Genomic DNA, 14723 nt, shown 5'->3' on the forward strand with positions numbered 1-14723 from the left:
CTCCGTTGTCTGCATCGAGGGAAGCGCGCTTAGCAGCTTGCATGATCATGCCGTTCGTCAAGCGGCTGTACGGTGTCGCAACACTCGCAGGCCGTTTCGTAACGACACAGCAAAAATGCGCGTTCCAGCCTGCCGACATCGTGGCCGACAGTCAGCACCATGGTGTGGTTCTTGCGGCGCTGATCGATAGGTCCGATATCGACTTCGGCGACCCCGTGATATATCTTGGGCCATTCGCTGGTAGTCACGCAATTGATCTCCGTTTCGGCGGCATCGTCGCCATCGTCGTCCGCATGGTAGATGGTCACTTCGACCAGATGGGAGTCCTTTACATCTTCCTGCGCGCAAGGACAGGCATCGATTTGCGGGCAGTCGTCGCGCTCATCGCAGCGCTCTTCCAGCTCAAACAGCACCGCCAGCTTCGATATCCGCAGCGCCGGATCGGATGGCAGGAACGGAAACAGCTTACGGCTGACCGGCAGGCGCATGCTGCGTTCTCTTGCCTGTTCGGCGCCGCCCCCGCCCTCGCGATGCTGGGCCGGACGGCGCTGGAACAACTCCCAGGCGTCCGGATAGTCCTTGCGCAAGTCGATCAGGATCCAGCCATTGCCCGGCAGTTTCTGGCGGGCGCTGTCGTTGGCTGCCGCGCGCAGCGATGTGCCGCCTTCGCGCGCCGTATAGTTCATATGCAGCACCAGGTCGGTCAGGCTATCCATGTCGAAGTAGTTGTTTTCCGGCGGCATTTCTATGCGCCAGCAGCTGACCGCGCCGAAGAATTCGAACGGCAGGTGCCGCTCGTCGTGGAAGTTCAGCTCGAACAGGCCGGCGTCATTGCGTCCGCTGGAGGTGGCGATGGCTTCGCGCGCGCCGTAATGCCGCACTGCGCGCCGGTCGTCGCCGCAGAGCGCGTAGTGCTCATGCGCGGCATGGCTGCAGCCGCAATGATTGCGCGGCCGCTCGTGACAGCACTCGGTGAGCGGGCAAGGCAGGCAGGGATCGACGCGAGTCCGGCTGCTCAGCAAGGTCAGGCGGCAATGCACGCCGGTATAAGGACCGGTGACGCAGGGGATGGTCAGGCTGACGTTCTTGATGCGGCGCATGTATTGGCCCGGATAGTCCATGTCGAACATCCATTCAGGGATTTCTATTTCGCAGCTGCCGGTGATTTTCAGACGCAGGAACTGCAGGGGAAAATGCAGCGCCAGCGAAACATGCTTGGTCAGCTCGTATTCGCGCCGGTTGCAGGCCGCATATTCGGCATCCATCCGTTGCAGCGCCAGCTGCAGTCGTTCACCGGCCAGCAAGCCTTCATGCAGATCGTCCCAGCACTCGTTGCCGACAAACTGGCGGCTGCTGTAGCCCAGTTCAAAGTTGAAAGCCCGCTGCGCTTCCAGCGCCAGATAGCGCGCCAGTTCGAACATCTTCCAATGCAATGCGGCGGTTTCTTTTTGCAGATACAGATACAGCTCATGGTTGGTGAATTTGTCGCGCAAGGCGTCCAGCACCTCGCGCGATTGCGCAAGCTGCGTTTGCTGCAGGTTGAGTTCTTCCAGCGCCGCGCTGCGACGCCGTTCGGCGCCCAGTATCTGGATTTCCTCCTGCTCAATTTCGATATCCAGGATCTCCACCTGGTGCACCCAGTCGTCCAGCCGCCGCTGCCAGCTGGCCTGGGTCAGGTCGAGGCCGGCGTTGACGCTGGCAATCTCTGCGAACTCATTGGTGATGCGGGCGATGGCCTGGAACATCTCGCCCAGCTTGGTGCCCAGCGGCAGCCAGGTCTCTTCGCAGGGAAAGCCGACGAACAGGTCCGGGATCAGGCGCATCGCTTCGCCGGTGGCTTCAATCGGGATCGCCGAAGAGCGCAGATCGAGCGACGAGTTGGTGTTGCTTTGATAATTCAGCTCGCCGTTATTCAAGCCGACATCGATCAGGTGCTTGTAATAGCGCCGGTTGGTTTGGCTGACTTCCTTGGTTTTTCCCAGCGCCTGCACCTGCCATTCGGCATCGCGCCATTGGTCTTGCCGTACTTTGATGGTCAGGTCGGCCAGTTGCGTTTCATGGCGACTGCGCATCGCCGCCAGGTATTCGGCGTCGCCATTGCTGAACGCCGACAGCAGGGACGCGCCCTGTTCGCGTACCCGGGCGCTGGCCTCCTGGGCTTTTTGCAGCAGATAGACAAAGCGGTAAGGACTGTGGGGGCGACACCATTCGTCATCGTCGCAGACAGCCTCCTGCACCGCTTCGCAGCCGCAGTGCTGTTCCAGTGTGGCGCAGCGGCATGGGGCCTGGCCAAAATAAGGGGCGCTGCAGCTGCCGCAGGCATTGGCGTTGCGCAGGCGCGTATCGCTCAGGCAGCGATGCACCAGCGCCAGGCCGTCTTTGACATGGCAATACAACGCCATCAGGCGCGGATTGAGCGGCGGAATCAGGGGCTTGAAACCGGCTACCGTCTGGCCTGGAGGCGGCGTATGGTTGAGCAGCACGCGCGGACAGGGGCCGAGGATGGCCGCCGCCGTGTCCAGCACCAGCCGCATTTGCTGTGCCGATTCGCGCGAGTTCTGGCGCAGCAGCGCCTGCGACCATTCCAGCAGGGTTTCCAGATAGTGCAGCAGGATCGAGCGGTCGCGCGCGGTTTCGGCCGAGATATGGGTGCTGTCGCAGCACATTGCCGCCGGCGGCCTGACGCCGGTGCTGCCTGGCGTGGTGTCCGCCGCGGTCGTCTCCGCGACGGCAAGCGGGGTTGCGTCGCGTACGGGGGCGGCGGTTTCCAGCGCCGCTACGCCGGGCGCAACATCGCCAGGCGGCAGGTTTGTGACCGGCGGCACGTTGGCTGGCGGTTGGCGATCGCCCTCGCTTGCGCAATGCACCCAGCTGTTGTCGACCTGCAGCGGATTGTTGACCAGTTGGTACCATTTGAGCGCAGGTTCGAAGCGGCAGTGACAGCGCAGCACGCCGGCGACCGCCAGCGCCGGGCTGAACAGGGATGCCGGAAACAGGCGGTCGCCCGGCTCGACGTAGGCGAAATAGGGATAGGCCGGCAAACCGGCAGGATAGGGGCTTGCCACGGCCGCCGGGTCCGCCACCAGCGGCAGCGCGAGGCAGTCGTCGTCCGCCATGTCATAGCGGAAGCCGGGAGCGTCGCTGCCGTTGTAGCCGGCCGGGACAGTACCGTTGCTTACCGCGAATGTCAGTGAATCGCCGACCCGGCCGACGTAGGTTAGATCCGGCTCGGCGCCGGGCGTCAGCTGTACCAGGCCGTCGCTGCGCCGAGGCTGCCTGAATTCGCCGTTGTGCACACGGCACCAGGCCAGTTGCGTGGCTGCAGCCGATTTCCAGTCGAGCAGCGTCGGCAGGGCTTGATCGTCATGCCAGCGCGGCGAGGCTTGCTGGGTCGGATCGTAATATTCATCCTGCGGCGGCGTGTTGAAAATTTGCGCGGGGGCCAGCCAGAAATAATATTCATCCACCAGCGGCGGATGGACGCAGCCGCATTCGCTGCAGCACCCCGGCTCTTCATGAAAATCGCTGGCATGAAACTCCGCTGCGGCTGGCGGCACGCCGCCTGCCGCCAGCCGTACGAACTTGATGCCAAGGCGGATCGCCGCCTGGATCCAGAACGGCAGCTTGTCATTCAGCGTGACCGCACCGGCGCTGGCCAATACGCCAGCGGGATTAGTATTGCCGCCGCCGGTTGGCGGCAGCGTTACTGCCGCTCCGGTATCAGGCGCCAGCCAGTTTGGCCGGGCGTCGCGTTCCGGCGTGCCTGATACGCCCAGGCCTTCGCGCGGCGGCTGCAGCAGGCGCAATGCAGAGGCGTCGCGCTTTTGCAGGAATTTGATTGCAGGATGAGCCGGCGGCAATGTTTCCGGCCAATATTCGAGGCCGCCCGGTTCGGCAATGGTGAGCGTCGAACGGCGCAATTCCTGCTCAAGGAATTGAAAAGCCTCAATCTTGCGCGCCTGCTGCAGTTCGTCCCAGTCGATCCAGTTTTCCTTGTACAGGCTCCTGCATTTGCATTTTTCCCAGGTCCGGTACGAGGCGAATTCGTGCTTCCACAGCTGTACGAAAGCGGCGCCGGCCAGCCAGCTGCCTTCCAATCCCAGCCGCGCGCGCTGCACAAAATTCTGTACCGCCGTGATTGCTTCTTCGATGCGGCTGGCGCGCTCGCAACAGCCGCTTTCGACGTCCAGCAGCAGCAAGGCGCTCAGGTCCTTGGCGCCGCGGGCATGACCACCCCATGGCAGCGCCACGCGCTGCATGCCGCACAGGTAGGCCAGCAGAGCGGCGCGGGCGCGCACGCGCAGTTGGTCGTTGAGGCGCTGAAGGTCGGCATAGCGGCGCGGCTCGTGGTTTTCCACGTAACCGTCGTCAATGAAACGCGCCAGGTTGGCGTCACCGCTTACGGCCTGGCCCGGCAAAGCCTGGCCGGGATCGTCGGCCGCCCATAGATCGGGTTGGGCGGCGCCGATATGACGTGGCGTGAAGTGCTTCACCAGCTGTCTGACCCAACGGTCGCCGTGCCAGACGCGCACACTCCAGCGGTCGTCCTCCAGGTCGGTTGTGCCGATCGCGCGGACAGGCGTGGTTTGACTCTGGAAGTAGTTCAACACCAGATTGGCATGGAGTGCATCGACGTCAAGGTGGCGCAATAGCTGGGCCGGATTGTCCGGCTGCTTTTCCAGCGCTTCTTCAAACAGCAGCCAGACCGGCCGTTCTATGGCCTTTTCGCGCTCGTGCCGCATGCAGCTGTAATCGAACAGCCGCTCCCAGTTATCGAACCAGGCCTGCTGGCGCTGGGCGCTTGGGGCAACCCGTTGATCCTGGCTGGCCGCCGGCGAGTGATAGACATCTTTCAGCGGCAGCAGGTTGAAGTCGAAATCGGCGGCGTGGCGCAAGAATGCTCCGGTCGACGGCGGATTGCGATAGAAGCTGACGCCGGCAAACAGCGCGGCCTGGTCCAGCATGTAGCCAAGTTCGGATTGCTGGTAGGTTTTCGAGGGCCGGCCGGACAGGCCGAAGCGATGGGCCAGCAGCAAGGCCTTGAAGGCGCGCTGATAGGTTCGGCGGATGTCGCGCAAGCTGCTGGTATAGCGCAATTGCAAGAATAGCGCGGCGCTGCAGTATTTGCTGTTGTCCGGGAATTTGACCGCGTGGTCCAGGCGCTGGTCCGCCTCCTCGCGGAACAGGCGGCGCAGCGGCAGGGCTTCCGGCCGGTCATGGGTGTCGGCGCCGCAATACTTCACCTGGAAACCGGTGTGCTGCGGATGCAGGTCGTCGGCTTTAGAGAAATCCGCAGCGGGCTGGATGAATTCGACCGCGATATTGTATGCGCCGCGTTTCAGGTGCAATGACGAATCGGCCTGGCCATGGTGCTCGTGCGGCTGATGGCTGTCATGCCAGCGGTGATGCAGCAGCACCCAGTGCTTCTGGCCGCGGCTGAGCGTGACCCGCCAGTGGCAATGCTGCGCGCGCTCCAGGTCGGGCTGTTCGCCGTCCGGCGTGGGAGCGCCGGCGCTGAAGGTGTATTTGCCATCATCGTCGACCAGCAATATGCCCGACCAGTCGACGCCGAAACTTTCCGCGCCGCCCAGGTCCCTGCCATGCTGGTCCTGCATGGCGAAACCATTGCGCACGACAACATATTTCAATTGCGCAGGACTCAGATCCAGGTCCATTGCCGGCAAGATGGTCGGGACCGGCGCGTTGTGCCGATTTTTTTCATGGTCGAAAGCACTCATCGGGCCGCGCATCTCGCGCCATACCGGCGGTGTGGAGGGACCGTCGGCGCGCCTGAACTCGCCGAGCAGGCCGGTGCCGGTCAGGCCCAGCAAGGCGGCGAAGCTGCCGCCGCTCGGCGGCGGTGTCCAGGTGACGGGCGGCGTGACGCCGCTGTCGGCTTCCCAGCTGCCCTGGGCCAGGTTGCCGTCGGCGTACAAGCGTTTCAGTATCAGCCAGGCGGCCGCCAGTCCGCTGGCCGAGTCTTGCCATTCTTCGCCGGTGACCGCGGCCACATGCTGCGCCAGGTGCTCGCCGATCAGGTGGCAGCGCCGGTAGGTCAGGGCGAATTGGCGCCGGAACCAGGACCAGCGCTGCTCTTCGTCATGCTCTTCTATCAAGTGCTTTTCGGCCGCGCTGAAATCCGGGAAGAGACAGGCAAACGTCGCCAGGTCGACCCGTGGCATGTGGTACAGGTTCTGCACCGCCAATTGCTCGGTCGCCGTCAGGTCGCGCAGATGCTGCAGTTTGTCGATGACGGCCTGGTCCTGCAGCGGCAGCTGGGTCCATAATTCGGCACTGGCGCCGTCGAAGCGGAAAGGCCCGTCAGGCGGAATATTCCACATGGCTGCGGAAGGCGCCGCGAGCGGGGTGCGGTATTGGCGTTCGGTTGCCGTAACGGTGGCGCCGGCGCGCTCCAGTATGCCGGGGAAAAAGTGTTGCCCGAGCGACCTCAGATAATCCGGGTCGCCGGCTGCTGGCTGATAGCCGAACTCGTTGCGCAAAGCGGCCTCGATCCGATGCCAGCTCCATTTGCGCTCATCTTCTTCGCCGATATCGACTTCCAGCAACTTATGCCGCAGCTGCCACAGGTCGTGATGACGGTCGTCGTCAGGATATGCCAATGGCGAATCCTGCGCTTCATTGCTGTCTTGCAGAGGGAAGGGATCGTCGCCGTCGAGATGGTCGTCGGCGCTGAACAGATACAGGATTTCGCCGATGCCGAACTGCGAACCGGTGATCTTGGCCAGGACTTCGGCGAACCGCAAGGTGGCGGCCGGCTTGTTGTGCCAGGTATCGCTCGGGTTGGCGGGATCGAACCCGGCCAGCTTCGACAGCGGATCGAGATTCGCCTTCAGCAGCTTGATGAATTGCGGATCGCGCCTGTGCTTGCTGCGGTCGGCATGCGTGTAATGGCGTTTGGCGAATTGCTGGACGTGCTCGACCAGCTGATCCAACGCCCAGTTCCATTTGGCCGCGCCGCTGCCCACCCACAGGGCCAGGATATGCGTGCGGTTGGCGCCATGGGCGCCGGCGGCATGGCTGCCGTCGGCCAGCTTCAGGCGGAACTGGTCGCGCAGCATCTGGAATGCCGTCAGCTGGCGGATGAAATCCGGATTGATCGCACCGCCGATGAACAGCTGCAGCACCTCGCAAATATCGCACAGCTGCGCAAAACTGTAACGGGCGCCGCATACCTGTTGCAGCTTGCGCCACAGGCGCAGGAAAACCGCCAGCATGCGCAGGGCGTCCTGCTGGCTGGCGGGTTTCAGGAAATGAATCAGGTAGTGCTCCAGGCAGCAGGGCTCGCAGTCCGGCAGCCTGCCGCGGGCGGCCTGGTCGGGATTGGTGCGTTGGCCGTCGGCGTTGGTCAGGCCGCCATTAGCGTTCTGCCGGCTGCGGTCCTCAACCGCAAACGTGAAGCACATCGATTTCTGCAGTTCCACCAGTTCGCAATAGCTGAGGCCGGTGCGTTTCAGTAATTCCGGCAATTGCAGGGCAATCGTGGTCCAGGCCACGCCGCCCGGCATGGGGCTGTCGAAACCGTACAGTTCATATAGCAGCAGGTGGCCAGGCGTAGGCGCCTCGGCGATATCCTGGGTGAAGAGCAGGGCATATTCCTCGGGATTGATGCCCAGGTATTCGATCGCGGTATCGATGCGCACCGGATAGCGCCACAAATGGCTTTGGAAGGCCGGTGCGGCCAGACTCGGATCGAGTGCGAACTCGGTGATCTCCTGGCGGAAGGTGCGCATCGTTTCGAAACGGCAGGTGCCTGCCTGTTCCAGATAGCTGCGACAGATATCCAATGGCTCGGAGTAAGGCAGGCTGGGAGCCGAAAAATCCAGTTTAAGTTTGTCGTAGGCGCCCGGCTGGGCGACCGGCACCGCCGGCGCCGAATGCTCGGGCAAGGCCTCCAGCAGCTGGCAGGCCTGGTGGCAATCGTCCTGATCGTGGTCTTGGCCCTGGCCGGCCGCCGTGCATAACTTGTGATGGCCGAGATGGCCGCTGGCGGTGTCGTACACCGCGCCCTGCGGCGTGGCCGGGATGATGGCGGCGAGATGCTCCAGGTTTTCATTGACGATGTCGATCAAGGGCAGCTGCGTTTCGGCGTTGGCGGCGCTGACCTTCAGGCTGCCCAGGGCGCCGCGGCGGGCGGCGACGGCATCGCCCAGCGTCAATTTCCCCATGGCCGGCGCGGCGGCAGGGTCGCGGCAAGTCGAGGCTTCGGACAGCGCCAGCAATTCATGCAGGTATTCCACCGGCCCCAGCGGCGACAGATAGCAAGGCGGGATGCAATTGACCAGGCCGCCGGGATTGACCGGCTGGAACGGTTGCGGCGCCGGCGCAGGTTGCGGGCCGACGGCGCCGGCCTTGGCGTAGATCAGCGCGGCCTGGTCGAACGCCACCGTACCGCGCAAGGCGTCGCTGAAATCGGCCAGGCTGAGCGGCAGGATATCGTCGGCGCTGGTGAAGCCGCGCGCATACAGCGCCTCGGCCACGGAGAACGCCAGGCTTGGCGCTGGCGGCATGACATTGGAAGTCACTCCGGCCAGCTGGCACAGGCTGTTGATCACATGCACGCGCTGATTCAGCCAGGCTTGCGCCGCGGGATCGCCCGGCAAGACCAGCTGTACCGCGCTATCGACTGCAGTGTCGTCAAGCGCCGCGGCGCCAAAGGTGAACGGCCCGGTCAAAGCGACATACTGCACGACAAATTCGCCGATAAGATCGATCGTCGGCAATGCCAATATCGGCGCCGCGCCCGCAGCCGCGCTCGGCATGGCGCCGAGGCTGGGATCCATGTCGAAGAATTTTTGCACGCGCCGGATAAACGCTGCTATCCGCGCGTCCGGCGTGCCGGGCGCGGTGAACGGCGGCAGCAGGGCAGTGTTGCTGAACAAGTTTTCCCATTGGGTTGCCGACAATGCCGCCAGGGCCGCCACGGTGGCGACCGGCAGCGCCACGATGGCGGCCATCAGCGGCTGGAAACCGAGAGTCAGGGCGCACAGCACCAATTGCAGGTAAGGCGCCGGCTGGGCCGTCAGCTCGGGCGTCCAGAATTTGACGGCATCGTCGCCGGGTGCGTAGTTGCGCCAGGCGGCGGCGCTGGGAAAGGCCAGCCAGTCGTTGACCAGCGGCAGTACGCTTGCATCCAGCTTGCATGGCGGCGCGACGGTGCCCGAGGCCGGCTGCAAGGCGTCGAGCCGGCGTACCGCCTGCGCCGGGTTGATGGCTGGGGCTGGGTTGACGATGCCGCTGTCGAGCGCGCTGGTGAGCACCGGCAGCAGCCGTTCCTGGTTGTCGCGCACGGCCATCAGGAAACGCTGGCTGGCGTTGAGCTGTATCGATAATTGCGCGCCCAGTACGTAGAAATATTCGGCCGGAACCGTGAATGCCGGCGCCAGCGGCCCGCTGCCGCCGCTACCGTCGACCAGCAGCACCTGCGCAGTGCTGATGGTGGTGCCGACGTGGGGGCCGCCGGGATATACCGGGAAATCCAGCATGGCCGAGGTAGCGCTGGTGCTGCTGGCTTCGCAGGCGACTGCCGCGCTGAGAGCGTAGATGTAGCGGGCCAGGCTGTCGACCTTGGCGTTATGGGTGGCGTAATAGCTGTTGAGATTGCCTTCGAATTGTTGCCGGTTTTGTTCCAGCGGATTGGTCAGCGCGCCGTCATTGGCTTCAAATGTATACATCGCGCCGATGGCATCCCAGGTGGAAGGCGGGGAGAACGCGGGTATATTTGGCAAGGGGTCTTGCGGCCCCCAAACGATTTCGTATGCGATGTGTCGTGCTTGTTCCGGCTTGAGCGCATCCAGTGCCGGGACTGGCCCCTGATCCGCCGCCAGCACCAGATTGACGGCATCTTTCAAGGCTTTGAAATTGGGCGGCGCACCGTCGCTGCTGATGTCTACACTCGCCAGGCCGGCGCCGATCGGATGCGGCAATTGCAGATAGAGGGCGGCAGCCATGCTCGGGAAAACGATGGCTGGCGGCAGCGGCCCGGCGCTGGTCTGGATGTCGTAATACAGCGTGCTGTCGGTGACCGTGGTTGCGCCGCGCACGATTTCAATGCGTAGATCGGGCGAGACATACTCTTTGTAACCTGCAGGTTCGTTGATCTGAATGACCGCCGTTGCTACTGATTCTGGTTGAATCAGAGGCAGCGTGGTGTAGTGCTGCACGATACCGGTGGCGAGATCTGGAATCCATGGCGGTCCTGGCGGCGCGATATAAGTGGCGGAACCGATCAGTTGCCCGGTTTTCGGATCGCCGACATTGAGGTCGTACACATTGATGACCAGTCCGGCCAGCCAGCTGATGAAAGCAGTGCCTTGGGTTGGTTTGTCAGGGTGAAGCCGGATAACGATTAAGGACGACATGACTGACTCCTTGTAGCTTGCTGTTGTGTATTAAGGTTCTGTTAAGTCTGGCTAGCGTTGCTAACTGTTTGTCCTGACTGAATATCATCGGCTACGATCCACCCAAAATTTTCCTGATCATGCGCAATAAATCCAATTCGTCTTCAATACGTGCGCGATGTTGCGCACCTTTCGGAGCGCCAGTCGGCCCGACGCTGGTTTCACCGAGCCGCAACTGTTCCGCCTGGCGCGTTGCGATTGCTTCCTCTTCCATCATCTCTGCTAGATCTTGCAAAACATCTTTCGGCAGAGAGTTAAGCATTTCCCATCTTGCGGCAGGATCCGCCGGTATTTCGCCTTTGATTTTTCCTACTCTGGGATTGAACCAAGGACTCTTGCCGGGATCGCTGCCGCCCTTGCCGCCGCCACGGCCACCGCCCCGGCCATAACTGCGGCCGCTGCCTTTGCTCATTAGCGGCTGATTCAGATCATTGGCGATGGAACCGGTGCCGCCTCTGCCGCCCCCAGCTGGAGCAAGCCTTGGGCCCATGCCGGAAGTGAATGTTTCCAATATGTCTTTGCCAGCCGCGCGCGTGACTTGCGCCAGTTCTCCGCCTACTTCTCCTGCCGGTCCCGCGGCGCCCATGGATAGCAGGCCGCCGACCGCTCCACCCGCTGCTTCATAGTCCTTTAAAGTGCCATTGCCTTCCCAGAGCCGGCTGGCTGACGCGCTAATTGAATCCCAGTTATAAGCGATAGCAATTACACCGACTACCAGCAAGCCTATTCCTAGCGTAGACGCGGTGAGTCCGGCAATTCCCAATCCGGCGACAAAGCCTACGCCTGCTTCCACCGCTATTCCAGTCGCCAAACCTTCAGCGGCGCCTTTTGCGAACGCACCTATTTTTTCACCCGTGGTAGGGCCTGGCGGCGCCTTGTCCTCAACCTTAGGTTCTATTTTTTGCGGTGGCGGTTTCACCACAGGAGGCGGCGGAGGGGGAGGCGCCTCGGCATCGTCGAAATTCAATGGCTCATCATGCATGGTGTAGAACCTGCCGTTTTCAGCTTTGAATTGCTCGCCGCCACCGATGACCGTGGGATCTGCATCAGGGTTGTCGATGAATAAATCCGGATCTACCCACATCCCGGAGGTATCTGAGAAACTACATGGGTTAAGCATTGCGTATTGATACAAGTTGAGGCTGTCTATCAAGCTCATCGGATCGCAACTGATCCATCTGCCCAGCCACGATGCGTAATAACGCATGCCGTTGTAATTCAGGCCGCTTTCATCGTCGCGTTCGGTGCCGGTATATCGATATCGTTTGGCAGCGGCCTTGATCCGTTTTTCCACACTTTGATAAGAGGTGCCGCCATAGGGGTAATACTCTTCATAGGAAACAATCTGTGCGTTGTGATCCAGTTCCAGACTTGCGGAGCCGATGTGGTTGGAAAACTGGTAGCGCATCAGTTGCTGTGGCGAGCCGTCATCGCCTTGCGTGCGCGTCTCGACCATGACGACGCGCTGGTCGCCGTTCATGATGTGCAAGGTTTCGCGTTCCAATGCCACGCTGTTGCTGTCGTTCTTATATGCTTTGTAAATTTCAAAGCCGTTGAGATAGATGCGCTCCTTCAAGCGCGTGGGCATGCTGCCCGCTGCAGCATGGCGTTCGGTGATTTTGCGTACACGTTGTCCGTTGGCGTCGTAGACGTACCACGTGGTTTCCGGCGTGCCGCCGTCGCCATTGTCGGCAACGCGCTGTTGTGCGCTGCCGCGCAGCTGGTCGCGATAGTCCCAGCGCATCGATGACAAATGCGGCATTGATGTCATGTTGCCGTGCAAGGCTGTCAACCCATCGTAGCGATAGGCCGTTTCAGTATCGCCGATACGAGTCTGACTCAAACGGTTGTTGAATTTGCCAGCTTCCAGCTGGCTGCATTCTTGATAAAAATAACGTCGTTCCCAGCTTGATCGAGACGATTCATTACTTCGATGCTGCATGGCTAGAATATTTCCCACGGCATCGTAAATGTAGTGTTCGGCGTATCTTCCCATTGCATTGCCATCGCCGGGTTGCGGCAAATCGATGCGCACGTCATCGCTATGGGAATGGGAGCTGGCGTTGCCAGTCTGTCCCAAGTGTTCGCGGCCGCAGCCCTCGATGAGCCGATAGATGGCGTCGTAGGTGTAATCGTTGCTAGGTTCGACGCGACGATTGCGAAAATAAATATTCTGCTGGGCGTTGTCGCGAATGTGAGTGATATTGCCGATGGGGTCGTAGGTGTAATTCAGGTCTTGCAACGGTGAACTGCGTTTGTCGCCATGTGTCAGCAGATGCATCAGACCAAAAGTGAGTTCGTCATATGCATATTGCGTGTTGCTGCCGTTGCCGTAGGAAATATGCGTACGCTGGCTTTTCGCGTTGTAGTCAATGCGGCTAACGATAGTAGTGACACTGTCCGATCCACGCAGTTGCGCATCAATGCGTGCGACCAGATTTGTTGCGTTGTAGGTGAGATTGATATGACTGTTATCCGGACTGCATAGCACATTGGGGCGATTGAGCGCATCGTATTGCGTACTGCTGGCGTAGATAACGTGTTCCAGTGCGACACTGTCAGCCCAATTCAATGTTTTCCTGTATTCACAGGCAAGTTGACGCCGGCTATGCAGCAGATTGCCTTTGAAATCGTATGCCTCATTGGTAATCGTGCCTGCCTGGGCACATATCTGCGTGACTTTGCCGCGCACATTCTTTGATAACGCATCCGCCAGATCTTCACCATAGCGCGTGCGTCCTATCATCAGTTCCGCAGCAACGTCTTCGCGCAGAAAGGACGCGCTCGGTCGTCTTAACGCGTCATAAGTATTGCGGAAATGCTGGCGCCGGCTATCCCAGGCACGTATCGGCTGATAGAGTACGTCGCTCAACAACCAGCGTTCACCCGCTTCCATGCTGGCTTGATGAATACGGTTGCCGCGCAGGTTGTAGTCATAACGCATGACCAGGCGGTGGCCGGCGTCAATGATTTCGCGTTGATTGCTTTGTATGTCGAAATGGATACGGGTGCAATTGAATTCGTCGCCAGCGGGAGAGGATAGCGCAACGCGATTATGGGCCACGTTGAGCACGGTTCGACCTGATGCGTCAGCGTGTGCAACGCTCGGCGTGCCGCCATGCACCGCTGCTTTACGCGCCGCGTTTTGTTCTTCATATCCCAGCGCGCCGGTAATTCTTTTGTCATACCAGCTCGGAAGATAACTTGTCTCCGGCAGCCGTCGGAAATATGGACCGACATCGTCATCATCTCCGGGATCGGACACGCGGACGGTGTCATTGACGTCCCAGCTGTCCTGCCGCCATGGATCGAATTTGATTTTTTGAAATGTGTGATTCGGATGCAAGGTTGCCACCGAGCGGCCGACGGCATCGTAAAACATGACGGAACTGACGCCAATCCGATTGCCAAAAATGAAGTCATGCGTGCCGTCGAAAAACGGTTCGTACCGCTTAACCGGCTTGCCTTTGTTGTTATAAATCGTCCAGCCGCTGGCGATCCAGCGCGAGTTTTTCTTATTGTCCGGTTCGAACTGGATTTTCTCCTGTATCAGACGCCCTAAGCCATCGGCATAGCTGAATCCAACTTGCAGCTTGCTGTGTTGTCCGGAGGCGACGTCATGCACGTGTGTTTCGCGGCTGATGACTGCTGAAAAGGCCGGCTGTCGCACGCGCCAAAACCGATCGATATCGTAGACGACGCGGGTGCCGGCTTGCGCCAAGATTTCGGCGGCGATGGCGCCTGTCGGGTCGGCAAAGAATTGCTCGCGTTCTGCAGGGGTTAAATCGGCGCGGAAGCCCACCAAGCTGTCACCCAGCTGCTCGTTGACCTTCCCCATTACGGCTGAACCTGCCACCATTCCCAATGTATCGAATGCGACTTCTGAACGGTTGCCGTTAATATCCGTAATCGATTGTGGTTGCAGTACGCGATAATCGTTTTTCGCCAGCATGGCGCTGGCAAGCGCATCGGTCGTGCGGATGATGAGCAAGTCATCGGCATCGAAATCTGCGGTGCTGCCGAAACCGAATGGGTCTTCGAAGCGGCGTGGCAAGAAAAAATGTTGCGTGGCTTGTTCTAATTCTGTCGCGGCATCAATTTGCGCGCCGGTGTGGAAGAATACCCGCCCACTTGGCTGCCATAGATGTCCATTATCATCCAAGTCGACATAGCCGCCGCCATCGGACAGCCTGCTGCACAGAATGGAGGCAGGGTCGGGAAGCAGGTTTTCTGCTGCATGCGTGGACATGTCAGTGCGCCCGACTTGATGGCAAATCGGTTAGCCAGGTGACGAAGGCGGCACCA

At 60.8% G+C, this 14723-nt stretch carries 2 protein-coding genes; both read right to left on the reverse strand.

The annotated features are described in order from the left end of the window. Window positions 1-29 precede the first annotated feature (29 nt). Entirely contained in the window at window positions 30-10379 is a 10350-nt protein-coding gene (locus AC07V8_RS20495; RefSeq protein ID WP_494679858.1) for a Tc toxin subunit A-related protein, read from the reverse strand. 91 nt (window positions 10380-10470) lie between these two features. Further along, the gene (locus tag AC07V8_RS20500) at window positions 10471-14667 is read right to left on the reverse strand and encodes an RHS repeat domain-containing protein (protein WP_494679857.1); all 4197 of its coding nucleotides are present in this window, start codon (window positions 14665-14667) and stop codon (window positions 10471-10473) included. Window positions 14668-14723: the final 56 nt, after the last annotated feature.

Source organism: Collimonas sp. GW821-FHT02H07 (assembly GCF_059421505.1).

Coding starts and splice junctions, on each gene's coding strand:
- AC07V8_RS20495 (WP_494679858.1), bottom strand. CDS start 10,379: ATGTCGTCCTTAATCGTTATCCGGCTTCACCCTGACAAACCAACCCAA.
- AC07V8_RS20500 (WP_494679857.1), bottom strand. CDS start 14,667: ATGTCCACGCATGCAGCAGAAAACCTGCTTCCCGACCCTGCCTCCATT.